Origin of the sequence: Flavobacterium sp. F52, from assembly GCF_000278705.1 — a bacterium.
Classification (GTDB): domain Bacteria; phylum Bacteroidota; class Bacteroidia; order Flavobacteriales; family Flavobacteriaceae; genus Flavobacterium; species Flavobacterium anhuiense.
Map to the genome: position 1 here is coordinate 227,023 of NZ_AKZQ01000025.1, position 22,563 is coordinate 249,585.

The 22,563-nt window shown below is 34.3% G+C and carries 20 protein-coding genes; 12 read left to right on the plus strand and 8 right to left on the minus strand.

The features are described 5' to 3' along the window. The first annotated feature begins 41 nt into the window (after positions 1-41). Positions 42-833 carry a THC0290_0291 family protein gene (locus tag FF52_RS10620; RefSeq protein WP_008465311.1) on the plus strand — a complete coding sequence of 264 codons (792 nt, stop codon included), beginning with the start codon at positions 42-44 and terminating at the stop codon, positions 831-833. Positions 834-924: 91 nt separating this feature from the next. Here FF52_RS10620 and FF52_RS10625 read toward each other — a convergent pair whose 3' ends face one another. Next, positions 925-2,067, minus strand: coding sequence for a cystathionine gamma-synthase (locus tag FF52_RS10625; RefSeq protein WP_008465312.1), 1,143 nt, complete (start codon positions 2,065-2,067; stop codon positions 925-927). 104 nt (positions 2,068-2,171) lie between these two features. On the opposite strand from FF52_RS10625, the gene FF52_RS10630 reads away from it, so the two are divergent. After that, on the plus strand, positions 2,172-2,915 hold the full coding sequence (locus tag FF52_RS10630) for a DUF3298 and DUF4163 domain-containing protein (protein WP_008465315.1): 744 nt from the start codon (positions 2,172-2,174) through the stop codon (positions 2,913-2,915). Positions 2,916-3,053: 138 nt separating this feature from the next. On the opposite strand, the gene FF52_RS10635 is transcribed toward FF52_RS10630, so the two are convergent. Further along, the gene (locus tag FF52_RS10635; RefSeq protein ID WP_008465317.1) at positions 3,054-4,199 is read right to left on the minus strand and encodes an ATP-binding protein; all 1,146 of its coding nucleotides are present in this window, start codon (positions 4,197-4,199) and stop codon (positions 3,054-3,056) included. Between the two features lie 98 nt (positions 4,200-4,297). After that, positions 4,298-5,056: an SDR family NAD(P)-dependent oxidoreductase gene (locus FF52_RS10640; RefSeq protein WP_008465318.1), complete on the minus strand. Its 759-nt coding sequence runs from the start codon at positions 5,054-5,056 to the stop codon at positions 4,298-4,300. 184 nt (positions 5,057-5,240) lie between these two features. On the opposite strand from FF52_RS10640, the gene FF52_RS10645 reads away from it, so the two are divergent. Next, positions 5,241-6,050 (plus strand): DUF4382 domain-containing protein, encoded by an 810-nt coding sequence (locus tag FF52_RS10645; protein WP_035691367.1) that lies wholly within the window; start codon positions 5,241-5,243, stop codon positions 6,048-6,050. A 129-nt stretch (positions 6,051-6,179) separates the two neighbouring features. On the opposite strand, the gene FF52_RS10650 is transcribed toward FF52_RS10645, so the two are convergent. Together FF52_RS10650 and FF52_RS10655 are read right to left on the minus strand one after the other, a co-directional pair. Then, complete coding sequence (locus FF52_RS10650) at positions 6,180-6,686, minus strand: GNAT family N-acetyltransferase (RefSeq protein WP_008465323.1); 507 nt, start codon at positions 6,684-6,686, stop codon at positions 6,180-6,182. 16 nt (positions 6,687-6,702) lie between these two features. Next, entirely contained in the window at positions 6,703-7,578 is an 876-nt protein-coding gene (locus tag FF52_RS10655) for an aldo/keto reductase (RefSeq protein ID WP_008465325.1), read from the minus strand. A 212-nt stretch (positions 7,579-7,790) separates the two neighbouring features. Here FF52_RS10655 and FF52_RS10660 point away from each other — a divergent pair, with 212 nt between their 5' ends. The 8 genes from FF52_RS10660 (at position 7,791) to FF52_RS10695 (ending at position 17,162) form a co-directional block, all read left to right on the plus strand. Then, positions 7,791-8,795, plus strand: coding sequence for an AAA family ATPase (locus tag FF52_RS10660; protein ID WP_008465328.1), 1,005 nt, complete (start codon positions 7,791-7,793; stop codon positions 8,793-8,795). Between the two features lie 79 nt (positions 8,796-8,874). Beyond that, positions 8,875-9,738, plus strand: coding sequence for a DUF58 domain-containing protein (locus tag FF52_RS10665; RefSeq protein ID WP_008465329.1), 864 nt, complete (start codon positions 8,875-8,877; stop codon positions 9,736-9,738). Positions 9,739-9,855: 117 nt separating this feature from the next. Continuing rightward, positions 9,856-11,490, plus strand: a complete 1,635-nt coding sequence (locus FF52_RS10670; RefSeq protein WP_008465332.1) for a hypothetical protein — start codon at positions 9,856-9,858, stop codon at positions 11,488-11,490. Further along, on the plus strand, positions 11,490-12,491 hold the full coding sequence (locus FF52_RS10675) for a vWA domain-containing protein (RefSeq protein ID WP_008465333.1): 1,002 nt from the start codon (positions 11,490-11,492) through the stop codon (positions 12,489-12,491). Before FF52_RS10670 ends, FF52_RS10675 begins: the two co-directional genes overlap by 1 nt. Positions 12,492-12,571: 80 nt before the next feature. Further along, on the plus strand, positions 12,572-13,606 hold the full coding sequence (locus FF52_RS10680) for a vWA domain-containing protein (protein WP_008465336.1): 1,035 nt from the start codon (positions 12,572-12,574) through the stop codon (positions 13,604-13,606). Positions 13,607-13,733: 127 nt separating this feature from the next. Then, entirely contained in the window at positions 13,734-14,504 is a 771-nt protein-coding gene (locus tag FF52_RS10685) for a tetratricopeptide repeat protein (protein WP_008465338.1), read from the plus strand. Between the two features lie 108 nt (positions 14,505-14,612). After that, positions 14,613-16,358, plus strand: coding sequence for a BatD family protein (locus FF52_RS10690; protein WP_008465340.1), 1,746 nt, complete (start codon positions 14,613-14,615; stop codon positions 16,356-16,358). 57 nt (positions 16,359-16,415) lie between these two features. Continuing rightward, positions 16,416-17,162: a tetratricopeptide repeat protein gene (locus tag FF52_RS10695; RefSeq protein WP_008465342.1), complete on the plus strand. Its 747-nt coding sequence runs from the start codon at positions 16,416-16,418 to the stop codon at positions 17,160-17,162. A gap of 82 nt (positions 17,163-17,244) precedes the next feature. On the opposite strand, the gene FF52_RS10700 is transcribed toward FF52_RS10695, so the two are convergent. From FF52_RS10700 to FF52_RS10710, 3 genes are all read right to left on the minus strand, one after another. Next, entirely contained in the window at positions 17,245-18,795 is a 1,551-nt protein-coding gene (locus FF52_RS10700) for a vWA domain-containing protein (RefSeq protein WP_008465344.1), read from the minus strand. A 297-nt stretch (positions 18,796-19,092) separates the two neighbouring features. Continuing rightward, a complete protein-coding gene (locus FF52_RS10705; RefSeq protein ID WP_008465346.1) occupies positions 19,093-19,662 on the minus strand; it encodes a 5-formyltetrahydrofolate cyclo-ligase in 570 nt (189 codons plus the stop codon). Then, positions 19,649-20,629 carry a succinylglutamate desuccinylase/aspartoacylase family protein gene (locus tag FF52_RS10710; protein WP_008465348.1) on the minus strand — a complete coding sequence of 327 codons (981 nt, stop codon included), beginning with the start codon at positions 20,627-20,629 and terminating at the stop codon, positions 19,649-19,651. The genes FF52_RS10705 and FF52_RS10710 overlap by 14 nt, the downstream gene beginning before the upstream one ends. Positions 20,630-20,763: 134 nt before the next feature. Between FF52_RS10710 and uvrC the strand changes: the two genes are divergently transcribed. Beyond that, the gene (gene uvrC / locus FF52_RS10715) at positions 20,764-22,557 is read left to right on the plus strand and encodes an excinuclease ABC subunit UvrC (protein WP_008465350.1); all 1,794 of its coding nucleotides are present in this window, start codon (positions 20,764-20,766) and stop codon (positions 22,555-22,557) included. Positions 22,558-22,563 lie beyond the last annotated feature (6 nt).

Here is a 22,563-nt window from a genome sequence, read left to right on the forward strand (position 1 = left end):
GGTTTTTTATATATTTGCCGTGATTTGTAAGCCCCTAAAAAATGCCTAAACACCTATTTATCACATTATTTGCCTTCTTCGGCATTTCAACTGCTGTATCAGCACAAGGATTAGCCCAAGAGATCGGAATCTATGCAGGACCAGTAACTTTACAGTCCGATTTTGGAGAAAGAAACAACTTTGATAATAATGTCGGAAACACAGGTTTTGGCATTGGAGTCATGCACTTTATAAACTTTTCTGCCAATAACAATAGAGAAAATTATTTTACAGAACATTTCAAAGTAAGATCTGATCTGTCTTACAGCAGAACTACCCTAAAACACCATGGACAATGGGTGGAACACAAACCTAACGGATTATTTGCAACTCAATTAAGAAACATGCACGCAAGTTCAAGCATAGTAAGTTTGGGCACACAGCTAGAATTTTCTCCTTTTATGAAAATTCACGATTTCGAAAACTCAGTTGGTAGCTTCAGTCCGTATGGAGCTTTTGGGGTTCAAGTGAGCTATTATTCAGCTAAAGTTGGATCTCGTTTAGGCGATATCAAACTTCCTGCTAATACTCCAGGAAAATACTTAACCCCATCTGACGGACGTGCACATGGTTTTTCTACTGAAACTGGCGTAGCTTTAGCTGCTACAGCAGCTGCCGGAGTCCACTATAAACTGACTGACATGAGTGATTTGATGTTTGAAACTCGTTTCCATATGTACAGCTCAGACTGGATCGACGGATTGAACCCTAATAAAGATATTTACAAAGAAAACAAATCTAACGACTGGCAGGTTTGGTTTAACTTTGGATACATCTATTATTTGGAATTCTAAAAAAAATCAAATCCCAAAATATAAAAATCCCAAATTCCAAAGTAATCAAAATTGGAATTTGGGATTTTAGTTTTTATTGGAATTTCTTTTTTTAAGAAAGTGCTTGTTCCAAATCGGCGATTAAATCTTCTGCATCTTCAATACCAACGCTTAATCGAACCAAATCATCAGTAATACCAACTTCTGCTCTTTTATCTGCAGGAATCGATGCGTGCGTCATTAATGCTGGGTGATTTGCCAATGATTCTACTCCACCTAAAGATTCAGCAAGAGTAAATACTTTTAGTTTCTCTAAAAACGCGATAGAATCTTCTTTTTTACCCGATTTAAAATCGAATGACACCATTCCTCCAAAAGCTTTCATTTGTTTTTTAGCAATTTCGTGAAAAGGATGATTCTTTAAACCTGGATAATAAACCGTTTTAATTTTAGGGTGATTGCTTAAATACTCAACCACTTTTTCTCCATTTTCACAATGTCTTTGAACTCTTAAAGCTAAAGTTTTAATTCCTCTTAAAACCAAAAAGCTATCCATTGGTCCAAGAGTTGCTCCAGTTGCAAACTGCTGGAAATGCAATTGATCTCCAAGCGCTACGTCTTTTACAATTAAAGCACCGGCAATTACATCAGAATGTCCGCCTAAATATTTTGTTGCAGAATGCATTACAATATCTGCGCCTAAATCTAAAGGTTTTTGTAAATATGGAGTCGCAAAAGTATTATCTACAGCAAGAAGAATTTTTTTCTCTTGAGTAATTTTAGCTATTTCCTGAATATCTGCCAATTTCATTAGCGGATTGGTTGGCGTTTCTACCCAGATCAGTTTCGTATTTTCGTTGATTAAACTTTTCAATTTTTCGATATTCGTCATATCAACAAAATGAAATTTAATACCTGAATCTTTGTAAACACGAGAAAACATTCTGTATGTTCCTCCGTATAAATCATCCATTGCAATGATTTCGTCTCCAGCTTTAAAAGATCTTAAAACGCAATCTGTCGCGGCAAGACCAGACGAAAATGCCAATCCGCGGGTTCCGTTTTCAATACTTGCCAAAGCGTCTTCTAGAGCAGTACGAGTCGGATTTGAAGCTCTACTATATTCGTAATCTGCCAAAGGTTTTCCTGGGCTTGTTTGCACAAATGTTGAAGTCTGATACACTGGCGGCATTACTGCACCTGTACTTGGATCGTGATGCTGTCCTCCGTGTATTACTTTTGTATTGAATTTCATATAGTTATAAATTTAAATTCCTTAATTCTTTTACAAATTTACCGCTTAATTTATTTTATCGCGACACAACTTCTTACCTTTGTAGATAATTAACACTTTTTGATATGAAAAATTACTTATTTATAATCTTTTTGTGTTTGATTTTTACAAGTTGCAAAAAAGAGCTTTCATTTGAAAATGAAACGTTTGAAGAGAAATCTACTGTCCCGTGCTCAAATGACTGCCCGAAAATCACGATAGAAGTTCCAATTGCTAAAAATATTAAAGTAACATCAGACAGCATTAATAAAAAAGTCTTTGCTGTTATAAAAGAGATTGTATTTTTCGAAGAAGATTCCGTCAAAGTCGATGATTACAAATCGTTGGCAAAATCGTTTATTGCATCATATGAAGAAATGCACCAGAAATTCCCAAATGACACTTTTGGCTGGGAAGCAAAAATTATTGGAAATGTCGAATTTGAATCCGATCAGGTATTAAACCTTAAAATTGATCACTATACTTTTACTGGAGGCGCTCACGGATATCAAGGCTATCGATCATTATTGTTTGATAAAAAAACTGGAAAGGCAATTTTCAACAAACAATTATTTAAAAACGAAAATGAGTTTAAAGCTTTTGCCGAAAAAACTTTTAGAGCAAAATATAAAATTCCAGAAAAAGCCAATATTAATGCTACTGGTTTGATGTTTGAAAATGATAAATTTCAACTGCCTCAAAATATCTTTTATACCTCTGCAGGTTTACTTTTATATTACAACTCGTACGAAGCTGCATCTTACGCAGATGGTCCAAAAGAACTTTTATTCCCATATGAAGAAGTAAAAAAATATTTGAAATATCATTGATTAAGGAGCTAAGTTACTAAGGTTTTATGCCGTTTGTCTAACACAATCTTTGCCGACATACTGGATATAGTGCACCGCAGTGCGTTTCTACAGAAAAAAACTTAGAACCTTAGCGTCTCAGCAACTTAGAACCTTTTTCTACTGAACATCATATTTCATTTTGCGTAAAACCCGTAAAGATTCCTTAAACGAAGTATAAACCTGTTTATAAGGTTTCAAAAGTAATTTGGCGTCTATCAATTTTTGTCTGGCATCTTCGAAACCATTCAAATAGCAAATCATAAAAGTGGAAGGCAAATTCTCCAGATCTTTCATTTCACGATCAGATAATGATATCTCTTTCTCCAGTTTTCTTAGCAGAGCTATATTAGAATTATAAATGTGATGCAACATTTTTCTGTTGAATTCTGGTGGCTGAAAAAGCATTTGACGATCAATTTTATAATATCCGTTATCGAAAAAATGAATCGTTTGCTCTTCAAGCGGATAATAACTCGTTTTATCATTCAACCCCAAAGGAACATATTCTGTGATGGTGAAAGTATCATCATTATAATCGATCGTAACAACGTCTTGTGCCGAATAAAAAAGTTTAATCTGTTCGTTTATCAATTCAATATCGACACGCGACAAATACGTTTTTTCACGAAGTTTTTTTGGAACTCCAGCCCAGCATATTACAAACAACTCTTTAAAAACATGATATTTTGGCGACATATCCTTATGCCTGAAATTCATAAAATCGATAACGCCGTCTAAAGTATATTGAATGCTGTTTCGAGAACTATTTTCAATCCCGATTACCGTTTCTGTATTTTGATTGCTTTTTTCGATTTCCTCGTGTTCTTCTAAAGGAATCGAATTACTGCCGCGTCTTATGAAAATACTGTTGGCCAAAATGGTATGGATTCCTTTTTTAAAGTAAGAGATTTTACTTTTGGGTTTTATGGTGACAAGACCAACTACCTTATCTTTTGGAAGATTGGGAAAAGGGACGTTTTCGTATTGAATTTTCGGCGGATTTTCTAAAAAAGCGTTAACTAGATTCTGAATTCGGCTGTCATCAAAGAAATCATCGCCTACAATTTCATTGTCTTGATCTTCTACTCCAACTACGATATAAGAATTATTGTTCGGATTGGAATTGGATAATGCGCAAATGTGCTTTAAAAACTTTCCTTTTCCTTCTCTGGAATGAAGATTCAATTGCCTTTTCTTATCATAAAAACTGCTTTCGTCATTATGAGCGAGGAGATTTTTAATTAAAAGGCGCTTATTAATCATTTTTCTCAGATTATTTAGACTGACTTAGATTTTTAGACTTCTTAGATTTCAATTATAACCAACTTCGAATCTAAGAAGTCTAAGATAGTCGAAAAATTTTAAGCCAATCTCTTTTTAACAATTGTCGAAGACGCCTGAGCCGTACTCATGACAACCAAATCTGCAATATTTACATGATAAGGTCTTGAAACCACAAAATGAATAATATCGGCAATATCTTCAGCCTGTAATGGATCAAATCCTTTATAAACATTGGCTGCTCTTTCAACGTCACCTTTAAAACGGACTTCGCTGAATTCTGTTGCAACCATTCCTGGATGAATGCCTCCAACTCTAATTCCAAACGGATTCAAATCGATTCGCATTCCTGCTGTAATAGCATCAACAGCATGTTTAGAACCGCAGTATACATTTCCGTTCGGATACACTTCTTTTGCCGCTGTTGAACCAATATTAATGATATGACCAGATTGTCTTTCAACCATCTGCGGAATAATTGCTTTAGAAACGTACAAAAGTCCTTTTACATTAATATCAATCATCGCATCCCAATCATCTAAATCTCCATTTTGAATCGGATCTAAACCATGTGCATTTCCCGCATTATTAATTAAAACGTCGATTGTCGAAAAATCGTTTGGCAAAGAGCCTATTTTTTCTAAAACTTCTTCTTTATTTCGAACGTCAAATGCTAAAGAATGCACTTCTGTAAAAGCAGAAAGTTCTTTTTGAAGTTCTTCTAAACGGTCTGTACGCCTTCCGCAAAGCACAACTTTATAATTATTTCTTGCTAAAATCTGAGCAGTTGCTTTTCCAATTCCGCTTGTAGCACCAGTAATTAAAACTGTTTTTTTCATTGTAAACTATTTATTTTTTTGATACACAATAAAGTAACGTATCAATTTTAGGATTCAATTTTCATGTTTAATACAAACCTAACTATCTTAAGATTTGATTAATTCAACACAAAAATACGGCATAAAAGCACTAAATGAATTTCGATCTGCGTTATTAATTTACTAATTTAAAAAAAAGAGACTTATGAAAACAGTAAACCTCAAATTTAGAATTTTCCTCTTGGCTTCATTATCTGCCCTATTTCTAGCAAGCTGCAGCAGTAGTGATGGTAATGATGGCACACAAACTTCAAAAGTTAGTGTACGAATGACAGATGCACCGGGTGATTATGACCAAGTAAACGTTGAAGTTTTAGACGTTAAAATTAAAAGCAATTCTGAAACTGGCGAAGATGGCTGGGTTAGTATAGGAAACATAAAACCTGGAGTATATAATTTACTAGATTTAACTGGCGGTGTAAATGTGCTTTTAGCAGATAATGAAGTGCCTTCAGGCTATCTAGGTCAAATTAGATTAATTCTTGGAGACAAGAACACTGTTGTTAAAGACGGTGTAACCTATCCTTTAAAAACACCAAGTGCGCAACAATCAGGTTTAAAATTAAAAGTTAACCAAACATTGACAGCTGGTGCAACTTATGACTTTTTATTAGATTTTGATGTAGAGCATTCTGTTGTTGTAGAAGCTGGCGGTTCTGGCAACTTCAATTTACATCCTGTAATCAGAGTATCTACAACTGCAACATCAGGAATAATTAAAGGACTAGTAACGCCTTTCTCTTTCCAATCTTTAGTATCTGTTCAAGTGGGAGACACAACTGTTTCAGCATATACAGATGAATCAGGAGCGTTTCAGCTAAATGGTATTCCAGCGGGAACTTATTCTGTAACCATTACGCCAGATGCTAGTTCTCAATTGCCTGCTTTAGTTGTTCCTAATGTGGTGGTGGTAAACGGACAAATCACAAACATGAACACTCTGGTTTTAAAATAAAAAACTCTAAACCATAAAAAAAACAGCTATTCTAAAACGCAGAATAGCTGTTTTTTTTTATGGTTATTCATTTAAGAATTAAAAATGACTTTTAAATCTGTGAATGTCTTTAATCTGTGAAAAAATATTTTAATTCTTATTTTTCCATTCTTCTAAATTCAACACCATATTGAGTGCTGTCCAAGTTTCTCCATCAACTTCCCTTAAATATTTTTTATCGGGATTTAAAGTAAAGCCAACTTTTTCATAACACTTTTGAGCTCCTATATTAAAATCGAAAACATTCAATTCAATGTTTCTTTCTTTCCTGTTTTCAAAAATATATTCTAACAATAAAGTCACCATTTGCTCGCCAATTCCTTTTCCTCTTTGGTTTTTATCCATAATCAAGATTCGTCCTAATTTTGCAAAACCATCGTAAAAATAAATCTCGCAATGTCCAATAGTGTTTCCATTAGAAACATCTGCAACTCTAAAAGCAATTCTATTTTTATCAGAAAGTGTTTTATCTATTTGGCTTTCCGTTAAGGGAAAAGTGAATTCTGGTCCGCCAAATTGCATTAAATCTTTTGCGTTTTTGACAGAATTAATCAATTCAGAATAATCTTTTTTCTCAAATTTTTCTAGGTTTATCATTTTTCAGAATAGTAAATTAAGGCACATCGTCGCCCATGCTTTCTGTCCAAATAGCAAACCAATCTTCTTTGTCCATTTCTAATTCAACCGCTTTTGATAAAGATTGAATTCGAGCAACGTTAACCGTTCCTGCAATAGGAATAACTTTTGCCGGATGTTTTAAAATCCATGCTAATAAAAGTGTATCTGCTCCTAAATGATATTTTTCTAATAAAGTTGAAAACAGTTTTTTCAAACGGCGTGTCTGTTTGGTATCTTCCCTAAAAACAGTTCCAAGCGGATTCCATGACAATGGACGAATTCCGTTAGTCTGCATATAGTCTAAACTGCCGTCAAGCATTGGCTCGTAATGCGTTGCCGAAAATTGCACTTGATTATAGCTAACTTCTGTTTTCTGGCGAATCAATTCTGTTTGCGAACTGGTAAAGTTTGAAAGACCAAAATCGATAATTTTCCCTTCTCCTTTTAACTTCTCAACTGCTTCTGCAATTTCATCAGCCTGCATTAACGGACTTGGTCTGTGGAGCAAGAAAACATCTACATAATCTGTTTTCAAATTCTTCAAAGAAGTTTCTACAGACTTAATGATATAATCTTTAGAATAATCATAATGTTTAATTTTGTTTTCAGGGCGTTTTTCAGCAATCATCTGAATGCCGCACTTGGTAATTAGTTGTAGTTTTTCACGATCAATTTTACTGGCGTGAAAGGCTTTTCCAAAATCGGCTTCGGTCGTATACGAACCGTAAATATCCGCGTGATCAAAAGTCGTAATTTTGTTTTCGATACTTACCTGTATCATGTTTTCCATTTCTTTGGTTGTAAGGTTTTTATCCCAAACTCCCCAATTCATAGTGCCCGAAATTATAGGCGATAAGACTGTTTTGCTCATAATAATTATGCGTTATTTTTGGTAATAATTATGCTTTAATAAAACATAATCATCAAAGTTCTTAAAAATATAAAAATAGATTCACAATTAGTCCTTAAAATTAGGTCATTGGTCGAAGTTTTAACCATTCTTTAACATCTTACTTCTCAAAAAATATTCAATTTGCACTCTCAAAAATTAGGCGTAAAAATCAAGGTTTTAAAAATATTTATATGGAAGAAAATACAACGACTTTAGACATTAGAGCGATAAATGAAAAAATTGAAAGAGAAAGTGCTTTTATAGACCTTCTTACAATGGAAATGAACAAAGTTATTGTGGGTCAGAAACATATGGTCGAGCGTCTATTGATCGGATTACTTGGACAAGGGCATATTTTATTGGAAGGAGTTCCAGGTCTGGCAAAAACTTTAGCCATCAATACGCTTTCTCAAGCGGTTCAGGGTTCTTTCAGCCGTATCCAGTTTACGCCAGATTTACTGCCTGCCGATGTTATCGGAACCATGATTTACAACATTAAAGCAAACGAATTTTCAATTAAAAAAGGACCGATTTTCGCCAATTTCGTACTTGCCGATGAGATTAACCGTGCTCCAGCAAAAGTTCAATCAGCACTTTTGGAGGCAATGCAAGAGAAACAAGTTACAATTGGAGATTCTACATTCAAATTAGATCGTCCTTTCTTGGTATTGGCAACGCAAAACCCAGTTGAGCAAGAAGGTACTTATGCACTTCCTGAAGCGCAAGTTGACCGTTTCATGCTAAAAACTGTTATTGATTACCCAAAAATTGATGAAGAGCGTTTTGTTATCCGTCAAAACTTAAAAGGATCTTTCGAAAAAGTAAATCCTGTAGTTTCTGTAGATCAGATTTTACGTGCGCAAGAAGCTGTTCGTGAAGTTTATATGGATGAAAAAATCGAAAAATATATCTTGGATATCATTTTTGCTACTCGTTATCCAGAAAAATACAAATTAGCCGATTTAAAACCGCTTATCAGTTTTGGGGCTTCTCCTCGTGGAAGTATCAATTTGGCTAATGCTGCTAAATGTTATGCTTTCATCAAACGTCGCGGTTATGTAATTCCAGAAGACGTTCGTGCAGTTGTTCACGATGTGTTACGCCACAGAGTTGGAATCACTTACGAAGCAGAAGCAGAAAACATTACTTCTGTAGACATTATCAACAAAATCGTTAACGAGATTGAAGTACCTTAAAAAGTTGATGGTTGATAGTTTTTTGTTGATGGTTTATGCGCCATCAACCAACAACCCTAAACCATAAACCAAACAAAAAATGGATACAAAAGAGCTTTTAAAAAAAGTACGGAAAATAGAAATCAAAACGAAAAGACTGAGCAATCACATCTTTTCGGGAGAATACCACTCTTCATTTAAAGGACGAGGAATGACGTTTAGCGAGGTGCGTCAATACCAATACGGAGATGATATTCGTAACATCGATTGGAATGTAACCGCACGCTACAACGAAGCTCACGTTAAAGTATTTGAAGAAGAACGCGAATTAACCATGGTTTTAATGGTCGATATTTCGGGTTCTGAGTCATTTGGTTCTAAAAATCAATTTAAGAAAGACATCGTAACCGAAATTGCGGCAACGATGGCTTTTTCGGCTACACAGAATAATGATAAAATTGGTTTAATACTATTTTCTGACACTGTCGAATTATATATTCCTCCCAAAAAAGGACGTTCGCACGTATTGCGTATCATTCGCGAATTGATTGAATTTGAACCCAAAAGCCATAAAACCGATATTGCTCAGGCATTAAAATTCTTATCTGGAACTCAGAAAAAGAAAGCCATCATTTTTATGATTTCTGATTTCATGTCTGATTCTTACGAACATACTTTAAAAATCGCTTCAAAAAAACATGACATTACAGGTGTTCGTGTGTATGACATTCGCGAAGAAAAAATTCCAAATTTAGGAATGGTAAACATGCTAGATGCTGAAACTGGAAAAATTCAATTGGTTGATACAAGTTCTAAGGCTGTTCGCATGAATTACGAGAAGCATTATCAAGAGAAACTAAATTACTTTAAAGACACTTTTCGTAAGTCTGGAGCAGGAATTGTAAATACCAGAGTAGACGAAAATTACGTTACTAAACTATTAGGCTATTTCAAATCACGATAAATATAATTTTAGATTGCAGATTTTAGATTTTAGATTTTTTAAAATTGAGAATTTAAATTCTGATAAATTAATGCCATTAAGCAATCATTTTAGACTAAAATCTGAAATCCAAATCAAATGAAATTTAAACTTTATATATTTTTATTTTTACTTACTTCTACTGTTTTTGCTCAAAAACAGGTAGAAACTAGTATTGATACCACCAAAAATAAGATTGGTGCTGAGTTCAAGCTTACACTTAAAACGGTTGTGACTTCAACAGCAAAAGTTGAATTTCCGAAACTTAAAAATATTGGTCCGTTAGAAGTTATTCAATCGTATCCGATAGATACGGTAAAGAAAGATGCTACTAATTACGAACTCATAAAAAAATATGGTTTAACACAATTTGATTCTGGACATTATACAATTCCAAGCGTTAAGATTTTAATCGATAAAAAACCTTTTTATAGCGACTCTATTAAAGTTGAAGTTGCCAACGTAAAAGTCGACACTTTACAGCAGAAAATGTATGATATCAAAGATATTACTTCGGCTGATGAAGGAACGGGAAATTGGTGGATGTATGTTTTAATTGCTTTAGCTATTATCGGAATTGGAGTTTTCGTTTATTGGTATGTTAAAAAACGCCAGCTGAAAAAAATCGAAGAGGAAGTTTATAAAACGCCTATCGAAAAAGCGACTAGTTTATTAAATAACCTAGAACAGAAAGAACTCGTTCAAAAAGGTGAAATTAAAGAATACTATAGCGAATTGACTGATATCGCCAGAAATTATATTGAAGAAGCCATTCATATTCCAGCAATGGAAAGCACCACTTCTGAATTGATTCAGGCTATCAGAATAGCATCGACTCAAAAGAAAATGACGCTTACACCAGAAACAGTTGAAAATCTGGAACGCGTTTTACGTCAGGCCGATTTGGTAAAATTTGCGAAATCAAAACCGCTTGATTTTGAAATTACTGAAGATAGAAATAAAATTCAAAAAGTAATTTTGACACTTGACAAAGCTATTCCGACAGAAGTTCCTGAGGATATAGAAGATCAATTATTAAACGAAGCGCAAAGACAAAAACAAATTCAGGCACAGCTTAAAAAACAGCGCAATGCAAGAATTGGTTATGCAGTTGGAGCTGTCATACTTTTATTGTTTGCTACAACAACTTTCTTTATTGTTACCAAAGGCTTCAATTATGTAAAAGACAACATAATTGGTCATCCTTCGAAAGAATTATTGGAAGGCGAATGGGTAAAAAGCGCTTACGGAAATCCAGCTGTTGTTATTGAAACTCCAAAAGTTTTAAAAAGAATGGACGCGCAAAAAGTACTTCCAAAAGAAGCGATGGCACTTATCAAGGAAATGCAGCTTTTTGCATACGGAAGTATGATTGACAATTTCTATGTAACTGTTTCTACATCTAAATTTAAACAGCCAACCGATATAGATTTAAGCAAAACCCTTGAAGGAACTCTTAAAATCATTGAAGCTCAAGGCGGACAAAATATTATTGTAAAACAAGAAGATTTTCAGACAAACGAAGGCATTCAGGGAATAAAAGGTTATGGAACAATGACTGTTTTGAATCCGGCAACCAAAACGAGTACAAAAGCATATTATGAATTGTTACTTTTCAAACAGGATCAAGGTTTACAGCAAATCATGATTTTACATGAAGAAGGCGATACTTATGCAAACGAGATTACAACTCGAATCTTAAATTCTGTTGAACTTCAAAGAGCAAACAACTAATGGGCAAGATCACTTTTTTAAATCCAGAATTTCTTTGGTTGTTTCTATTAATTCCTATTGCGATAATATGGTTTTTCTGGAAACGCAATCAGCAGTCGGCTACCTTAAAAATGAGCTCGACGGCAGGTTTCCAAAAGAGCGAATCGTTTTGGACAAAGTTCAAACCTGCTCTTTACGTTTTTAGAATTTTGGCTTTGAGTTCGCTAATTATAGCATTGGCTCGACCAAGAACAGTAGACATCAGCAACCAGACAAAAACCACAAAAGGAATTGATATTGTCATGGCAATTGACGTTTCTGGTTCTATGCTGGCAAAAGATTTAAAGCCAAACCGTATGGAAGCTTTAAAAAGAGTTGCTGCAGATTTCGTTGAAGAAAGACCAAATGATAGAATCGGATTGGTTTTGTATGCTTCTGAAGCATATACCAAAACTCCAGTTACAAGTGACAAGGCAATTGTTCTTGAGGCCATAAAAGGCATTAAATATGATAATGTTTTGCAAGACGGAACAGGAATTGGAATGGGATTGGCAACAGCTGTAAATCGTCTGAAAGACAGTAAAGCAAAAAGCCGCGTTATCATTTTGCTTACCGATGGTGTTAATAATGCTGGTTTTATTGAACCAGAAACAGCATCTGATATTGCAAAACAATACGGAATTAAAGTCTACACAATTGGTCTTGGAACAAACGGAATGGCAGAATCTCCATACGCATACGCTCCAAATGGCGGTTTCTTATTCAAAATGCAGAAAGTTGAAATCGATGAAAAGCTAATGAGAAGCATCGCCAGAAAAACTGATGGAACTTATTTTAGAGCAACAAGCAATGCTAAATTAGCAGAAATATATAACTCAATCAATAAACTGGAAACGACAGAAATTCAGGAATTGAAATTCTACGATTATGACGAAAAATACAGGTTTTTTGTTTTATTTGCAGGCTTTTTATTATTGCTAGAAGTTGGATTAAGAAATACGGTTTACAGAAGCTTTATTTAATATTTTAGTCGCAGTCACAGTTTACAGTTAATAGCTGAAAACTGCGACCGAAAACTGCGGCTGAGAACTAGAATTAAAAAATGGAATTAGACGAAAAAAAATATTTATATCTCTTAATACTAATCCCGATTGTGGTGTGTATTTTTCTTTTCAACATGTATTGGAAAAGAAGAACACAGCGCGAATTTGGTGATTTGGAAATGGTAAAAAGATTGAGTCCTGAAAAATCAGTTTTTAAACCTGTTTTAAAAATCGTAGTGATTCTTCTGGCACTTACTTGCTTGATTATCGGTTTGGTAAATCCGAAAATCGGAACCAAAATGGAAACCGTAAAACGAGAAGGTATTGATATTGTTTTCGCTGTCGACGTTTCTAAAAGTATGCTGGCAGAAGACGTTGTTCCTAGCCGTTTAGAAAAAAGTAAACAGCTGGTTTCTCAAATTATTAATAATTTAGGAAGTGACAGAATCGGAATCGTTGCTTACGCAGGAAGCGCATTCCCTGTTTTGCCAATTACATCAGATTACAGCGTTGCAAAAATGTTTTTACAAAGCATGAGTCCAGGAATGGTTTCATCTCAAGGAACATCTTTGGACGAAGCGATTAAATTGTCTTCGACTTATTTTGATGAAAAAAGCAAAACCAGCAAATTATTAATCCTAATCTCTGACGGTGAAGATCATTCTGAAGGTGCAGCAGCTGCGGCTGAAGAAGCCAATAAATTGGGAATGAAAATTATCACAATTGGTGTAGGGACAGAAAAAGGAGGAACCATTCCGTTAAAAGAAAATGGCGTTGTAAGAGGCTATCAGAAAGATCTAAACGGAGAAACTGTAATAACCAAATTAAATCAAGAAGGTTTAAAAACAATTGCAAAAGCAACAAAAGGCGGTTACGTTTATGGCGGAAGCACAAAAGAGGTTTTAGAATATGTAAAAAATGCTTTAAACAATATTCAAAAAACTGAATTTGAAGCTACACAAATGGCAGAATTTCAATCGCAGTTTCAATGGTTTATCGGATTTGCATTTTTATTGCTTTTCCTAGACATTTTCTTATTAGAAAGAAAAACAAGCTGGATCAAAGAATTGGATTTATTTAATGAAAAGAAATAAAAAAGTCAGCCACTAATTACTCGAATTTACACGAATAACAATTATTTAATTTGTGAAATTCAAAAATAATGATAAAAAAAATTAGTGCCAATTAGCGAAATTCGTGGCGAAAAAAAATAAAACTAGAATGAAAAATTTACTTCTTTATATTTTACTAACGGTTTCTTTTGCAGTTTCTGCTCAAGAAAAAGACAAAACATTGCCTACTGGGAATGAAGAATATAAACAGAATAAATTTACTGATGCTGAGGCAAACTATAGAATTTCGGAATCAAAATTTCCTAAAAAATCAGCAGCGGCCTATAATTTAGGAAATACCATTTACAGACAAAATCAGATTTCGGAAGCTAAATACGCTTACGCGAAAGCAATAAAAAATGCTAAAACAAGACCTGAAAAACACAAGGCATACCATAATCTTGGAAATACTTTCATGAAAGAGAAAGATTATACTCAGGCAGTTGAAGCATACAAACAAGCACTTCGTAATGACCCAACCGATGAAGAAACACGTTACAACTACGCTTACGCTAAACAAAAACTAAAAGAAAATCCTCCGAAAAACGATCAGAACAAGGATAAAAACAAGGACAAAGATAAGAATAAGGATAAAAATAAAGACAAGAACAAAGACAACAACAAAGACAAAGACAAGGATAAAGATAAGAAAGACGACAAAGGCGATCAGGACAAAGACAAAAAAGACGGTAAAAATGATCCTAAGCAAGATGATAAATCTGACAACCAAGGACAGCCAAAACCACAGCCTGGAGGAATATCAAAAGAGCGTGTTCAGAATTTATTAGATGCGGTAAATAATGAAGAAAAGAAAATTCAGGACAAAGTAAATGCTCAGAAAGTAAAAGCAAATCCTAAGAAAACAGAAAAAGACTGGTAGGATTTTGAGTTTAATCGTTTAATTGTTTATTTGTTTAATCAGATATACAGTTAAACGATTAACGGTTAAACAGTTTAACAGCTAAATAAACAACGACTAAAACAAGGAATGAAAAGATATTTAATTCTATTTCTACTCACTTTTCAAGGATTGATGGCTCAGGTGCAATTTGAAGCCAGAGTCAGCAAGAACACACTTGGACTAAACGAAAGACTTCGCATTGATTTCATTATGAATGTTGACGGAGATAATTTCGAACAGCCTTCTTTTGATGGATTTAAAATGGTTGCGGGACCAAGCCAGCAGATTAGCCAGTCTTGGATTAATGGCCGAAGCTCTTTTCAAAAAATATATTCTTATATCATACAGCCTGAGCGAAAAGGATCAATTACAATCAAACAGGCTGCAATAGAATTTAATGGTCAGATTTACAAAACAAATCCAATAAAAGTTACTGTAACCAATGCAGTTGCTCAGGAAAGAGATCCAAATGATAGACCACAAGGATCTGGAAATGAATTGCTCAATCTAGTTGCCGAAATCTCAAAAACAAATCCTTACCTAAACGAACCGATTACAGTCGTTTATAAATTGTATTTTAATAATATTGGCGTTACCGGTTTTAAAGAACTGGCAAAACCGAAATACAATGATTTCTGGAATCAGAACATTGATATCAAACAACTTTCTGTACAACAAGGATCTTATCAAGGGCAGCAAGCTTATTATGTAATCTTGAAAAAAGTGATTTTATATCCGCAGAAATCAGGAAGGCTTACTATCGAGCCTCTTTCTCTAGATATTGGTGTACAATTGCCAACAAATCGCCGTGATATGTTTGGTCAAATGATCATTACAGAAGACAATAAAGTAGTTTCTGCTGGAGCAAAAACAATTAATGTAAGGCCACTTCCTGAAAGCAGCAAACCAGAAGGATTTACTGGTGCTGTTGGAAAATTTAATTTTACTGTTACTCCATCAAAAACAACACTTAAAAATGGCGAAGGTTTAGACTTAATCGTAAGCGCTCAGGGAACTGGAAACATGAAGTTATTTACTCTTCCAAAACCAGTTGTTCCAAACGCATTAGAGATGTACGATCCTGTTCATGATGAGCAAGTAACTACTTCGTTGAATGGAATGTCTGGAAGAATTACAGACAAATACACGATTGTACCTCAATACAGGGGAAAATATGCAATAAAACCAATGCAGTTTTCGTATTTTGATTTGAGTACTGGCACTTATAAAACCATAACTTCAAAAGAAATTATGATTGATGTTTTGGACGGACCAACACCTGCAGAAGCAAATACAGGAGCGACAGCTAAAAATGTTGTGGCCAAAGCAGATGAATTCAAGAACATTAAATCTAAAACAGCATTAATTCCGATTGAGAAAAAAGATTTTTATGACTCAAATCTGTATTTAGGATTATTGTTTGCTCCATTTATCATTATTCCGATTATCATTTTAGCTAGAAAGAAAAAAGAAGCTATGGATAATGATGTTACTGGAAACAGAATTAGAATGAACAATAAGCTTGCTAAGAAATATTTATCACAAGCCAAGAAACATCTTAACAATAAAGAGCCTTTCTATATCGCATTAGAAAAAGCAATGCACAATTTCTTGAAGGCAAAATTGCATATCGAAACTTCAGAAATGAGCAAAGACAATATTAGAGAATTGCTATTGTCTAGAAATGCAAATGCAGAAACGGTTCAGAATTTTATTGCTTTGACTGAAAACTGCGAATTTGCACGTTATGCACCAGCATCGAGCGCTTCGATTCAGCAGGATTATGATAAGGCCGTTATGATTATTTCTGAATTAGAAAAACAGATTGTTTAAACGTAATAAAACAAACCTAACAGGTTTTAAAAACCTGTTAGGTTTAAACAAAATAAGATGAAAAACATACTATATCTCTTTTTATTCATCTCGCAGGTTTTCTTTGCGCAGGGTCACTTTGAATCGGCTAATGCTTTGTACCAAAAAGGGCAATATAAAGAAGCGGCACAGGTTTATGAGAACATTATAAAAGAAGATAAACTGCAATCTGCCGAATTGTATTTCAATTTAGGAAATTGTTATTACAAACTAAATCAGGTTGCGCCTTCGATTTATAATTATGAGAAAGCTTTGGTTCTTAAACCAAACGATCCAGAGACTTTAAACAATCTAAAATTTGCCAAAAAACTGACTATCGATGAAATCAAAGAAGTTCCTAAAGTAGGTTTTGCAAAACTGATCCAGAACTTTACTTCTATTTTTGATTATAATACTTGGGCTAAGATTTCTGTTGCGCTTGGCTTTGTATTTTTATTGAGTTTTATTGGGTATTACTTTTCAAATGCCACACTCGCAAAAAGAATTTATTTTGTTGGAATGTTTATTATTCTCGTTGCATTTGCGTTAAGCATTTTGGCTGGAATGTCTGAAAAAAGTCATTTTGAAAACGATCGTGTTGCTATTGTATTTTCTGAGTTAAGCCAAGTTCGACGCGAACCTCAAAAATCTTCAAATGGTATTATCCTATTGCATGAAGGAGCAAAAGTTTATGTGTTAGAAAGTATTGCAGGCTGGAAAAAAATCGAATTGACAGACGGAACTCAAGGCTGGATAGATTCTTCAACTATTAAAGAAGTAAAATAAAGTTTTAAAATATTTAAATATAAAAATCCCAAATTCCAATTTTAAGTTGGAGTTTGGAATTTTTCTTTTTTCGAATTTTAAATTAATTCACCGCATCGACCAATCGTACAAACTCAGATCTATAGCCATCTTCGTCATTTGATAAACCAGATTTTGCCAATCTTTTAATATCCGAACTTGAACTGCTGGCAATATATTTGGAATCTCTGAGTTTTAATCCGAACCAAGAAACGGCAGTTGTAAATTTGAAATCTGCAGAACTGTTTTCCAAGTCTGTTTTCTTATCTGCAATTATATTTACGATTTCAATGCTTTTGTTGCCATCAGGTTTTTTATATCTAAATTTTACTGTAGCCAATTCATCGTTATGGTTTTCAGCTACTTTTGGCGTTTTAGTATATTTTAAATCTGAAGGGACATAATCACTCTCTACACCAACTGGAACTATTTCATACAAAGCCGTAACCGAATGTCCGCTACCTAATTCGCCCGCATCAATTTTATCATTTTTAAAATCTTCTGCATTCAGTTTTCGGTTTTCATAACCAATCAATCGGTATGCTTGAACATGATTTGGATTAAACTCAATTTGGATTTTTACATCTTTTGCGATAGCAAACATAGAACCTTTAAATTCTTTTCCAAGAAAACGATTCGCTTCCTGAATGTTATCGATATAAGCATAATTTCCATTTCCTTTGTCGGCCAAGATTTCCATTTTACTGTCTTTGTAATTCCCCATCCCAAATCCTAAAACGGTTAAGAAAACTCCAGATTCTCTTTTCTGTTCAATCAATTTCAGCATATCATCATCAGAAGAAGCACCAACATTAAAATCTCCATCAGTGGCTATCACTACTCTATTATTACCTTCTTTAATAAAATTCTGTTGTGCGAGTTTATACGCCAATTCGATTCCTTCTCCTCCTGCCGTGCTTCCACCTGCGTGCAAATCGTCAAAAGCATCCATAATTTCATCTTTATTATCACCAGAAGTTGGCTCTAAAACTACTCCCGCAGATCCTGCATAAACGACAATTGAAACTTTATCGATACTTCGAAGTTCTTTCACCAAAATTTTCATAGATTCTTTCAGCAAAGGCAGTTTATTTGGTTCATCCATCGAACCCGAAACATCCACTAGAAAAACTAAATTAGTTGCTGGTAAATTTGCCATTGGAACATCTTTTCCCTGCAAACCAATCTTTAGCAGTCGACTGTTTTTATTCCACGGACAATCGCTGTATTCTGTATTTATAGAAAACGGATGCTGACCATCTGGCTGCGGATATTTGTATTTAAAAAAGTTGATCATTTCTTCAACACGAACAGCATCTTTTGGAACTTTCTGCCCTTCGTTAATAAATCTGCGGATATTAGTATACGATGCGTTATCAACATCGATAGAAAAAGTAGAAAGTGGTTCTTTCAGCGGAGATTCAAACGGATTTTCTTCTAATGCCGCATAACTTTCTGTATTGGTTTCAGGAATATAATTTTCCTCTTCAATTAAATCGGTCGTAGCTGCAACTGCAGTAGAATCTGCGGTTTCCACAGTCTCATAATCAGCTTTCTTACAGCCGAAAATAGTAAGTACAAGGAATGCCATCATAAAGAAATTAAGATTTCTCATAAAGTAAGTTTTAAAAAATTAATAAAAGGTTATAGGCTTCAAATAAGGACTAGCATTCCGGATTTACTAGAGGCGATTATTTGCAATTTTTCGAGTATCAAAATCGTGCCAAATTTTTTACAAATATTTTTCTTACGTGAAAATAAAATGAGAAACCCTTGTTTTTAAAGGGATTTCGTGTGGAATATTTTTTTGAATGTGAAGATTTTTTTGCCACAGATTAAAGGATTAAAAAGGATTAATCTTTTGGAATCATTTTAATCTGTGGCATTAAATTTTGAACGTCCCGTGGTGAAATTAAAATATATAAATTTTCTCTGGCGTAACGCAATAATCCAATTTAATATCCGATTCAAAAACGTCATCAATTTGGTTTACCGATTCAAAAAAAGAAAGTCCAATTTTTATGGTTTCGGTTTTGCATTCGGCAAGAAATTTATCGTAAAAACCCTTTCCATAACCAATTCGGTTTCCATAAACATCAAAAGCCAAAAGTGGCACAAAAACAACTTCAACTTTTGAAGATGGAACTTCAATTCCGTCAATGGGTTCAGGAATATTGTATTCGTTCTTTTTGATTTTAGTATTATCTGTTAAAAGAAAATGTGTCATTTTTCTGGTTTCAAAATCACTTTTCGAAATCAAGACTTCTTTGTCTTTTCCAGAAAGCAAGTGCAGAATATATTCGGTATTTACTTCTTTATGCTCTTCAATCGGAAGAAAAACATGATAATACGTTTTATTCCAGATCGGCATTTGAATTAATTGATTGGCAATTGCAAGGCTCTTCTCTTCTATTTCATCAAAAGAAAGTGCTTTACGAAGATTTTTATATTCTATGCGAAGTTCTTTTTTACTCGTCGGCATTATCGTCTGGGGTTTTAGATAAATGATAAATGGCATCGCCCTCATAAACAATTGGCGAATGATTGGCATTGATTACATAACCATCATGCGGTGCTTTTACTTTTTGCTCAAACTTCCCAAACGGATCTGTAATAATGGCTAAGATAGTTCCTTTGGTTACAAATTTTCCAACCAAATTAAAATCATGAAGTAGTCCAGAACATTTTGCACGTAACCAAACCGATTGTTTAATATAAATTGAAGGAGTTAATGCGGGCTCCATAATTTGTTTAGAATCCAACATTCCTAAATAGTGAAGCAAACGTTTGGTTCCTAATACGCCTTGGTTTGCAATTTCGTTATTGATGTCTAGTGATTTTCCGCCTTCAAAAAGCAGCATTTTTACATTGGCACTCTCAGAAGTTTTCCTAAAAGAGCCATTTATATTTTTAGAATACAGCGTAAATGGCGCATTAAAAATATCAGCTAGAACCTTCAGTTCAGGATTATTTTCGGTAATTCTAATCTGCGGCGCATTAAAACGGCTTGCTCCGCCCGCATGGAAATCGACCGCATAATCTAAAATCGGTAAAATCTCTTCGACAATATGATAGGCAAATCGGCTGGCAAGCGAACCTTTTTTACTTCCGGGAAAAACACGATTCAAGTCACGCCCGTCTGGAAATTCTCTTGATTTGTTGACAAAACCGTACATATTGATTACCGGAATACAGATTATTGTACCGCAAGCCGGTCTGTTTATTTTTTTACTAATGATCTGACGAACAATTTCGACACCGTTAATTTCGTCACCATGTATTCCTGCAGAAAACAATATTGTTGGGCCTTCATGTTTAGAACGGCGCACAATTACAGGAATATTCAACTTAGTTGTAGTATGAAGCCGAGCAATTTCGACATTTATGGTTCTATGTTCTCCTGGCAAAATCGATTCGCCAAAAATGACCAATGGAGCACTATTTTTCATGTGAATTATAAAATCTAAATATAGAAATTATTCTTTTGATTTTGTAAATTTGAAACTAATTCAATGTTAAGCTTGTTTCAGAAATCGGAATGGTTTTTGAAAAGCTTTTCGAACATCTTCAGAAACAGAATAGAATGCAAAAACCGTCCTTAGATCTTCAAATTTTAACCTTGCCTGATAATCCGGGCGTATATCAATATTATGATAAAGACGGGAAAATCTTGTATGTCGGAAAAGCTAAAAATTTAAAAAAAAGGGTTTCCTCCTATTTCAATAAAATTCACGATACTGCCAAAACGAACGTATTGGTAAAAAAAATCGTGACTATAAAACATATCGTAGTTCCAACGGAAACCGATGCGCTTTTATTAGAAAACAATTTAATTAAAACGCTTCAGCCGAGATACAACGTTTTATTACGAGATGATAAAACGTATCCGTGGATTTGCATCAAAAAAGAACCATTTTCTAGAATATTTTCTACTCGAAGAATGGTTAAAGACGGCTCTGAATATTTTGGCCCATACACTAATTTCAAAACTGTACATACGATTTTAGATTTAATCAAAGAATTGTATCCGCTTAGAACTTGCAACTACGATTTGAGCGAATCGAATATTAATTCTGGAAAATTTAAAGTTTGTTTAGAATATCACATTGGCAATTGCAAAGGCCCTTGCGAAGGTTTGGAACCTTTGGAAGAATACCAAAAACAAGTCAATGCGATTCGAGAAATCCTGAAAGGAAACTTCAAAGAAAGTTTAAAAGATTTCAAGAAACTGATGAACAACTATGCGCAGAACTTGCAGTTTGAAGAAGCGCAGAAAATTAAAGAAAAGATTGAAGTTTTGGAAAATTATCAATCCAGATCTACTATTATAAATCCGAAGATCACCAATATCGATGTTTTCTCGATTGTTTCTGACGAAAGTGCCGCTTATGTCAATTTCCTTCAGATTTCGCATGGTTCTATTATTCGTTCGCACACTTTAGAGATGAAGAAAAAACTCGATGAAAGCGATGAAGAATTACTGGAATTGGCAATTGTAGAACTTCGTGAGCGTTTTCAATTATTATCCAAAGAAATTATTGTTCCTTTTGAATTGGATTTAGGCGAAAATATCAAGACAACTGTTCCACAACTTGGGGATAAAAAACAGATTCTGGATTTGTCGATTCGAAATGCCAAATTCTATCGCATCGAACAATTAAAACAATTGCAGATTGTAGATCCAGATCGTCACGTAAACCGAATTATGGCGCAGATGCAGAAAGATTTGCGTCTTCCGTCTGAACCAAGACATATAGAATGTTTTGATAACTCGAATATTCAGGGAACAAATCCAGTTGCGGCTTGCGTCGTTTTTAAAGACGGAAAACCGAGCAAAAAAGATTATCGCCATTTTAATGTCAAAACCGTTGAAGGGCCAAACGACTTTGCTTCTATGACCGAAATAGTGTATCGCCGCTACAAAAGAGTATTAGAAGAAAACGAACCTTTGCCACAATTGATAATAATTGACGGTGGAAAAGGCCAGCTTTCAGCAGCATTAAAAAGTATTGACGATTTAGGCTTACGCGGAAAAGTAGCCATTATCGGAATCGCAAAACGTCTGGAAGAACTTTTCTATCCTGGCGATTCAATTCCGTTATATTTGGACAAAAAATCAGAAACATTAAAAGTTATTCAGCATTTAAGAAATGAGGCGCATAGATTCGGGATTACATTTCATAGAGACAAAAGAAGCAAATCGGCCCTTAATTCTTCTGTTGAAAGTATTCCAGGAATCGGTGAAAAAACCATGACTACATTAATACAACATTTCAAAAGTGTTAAAAGATTGAAATTAGCTACAGAAAAAGAAATTTCAGCCGTTGTAGGTGTTTCTAAAGCCAAAAAAATTGTCGACTTTTACAAAACCAACTAGAGTTTT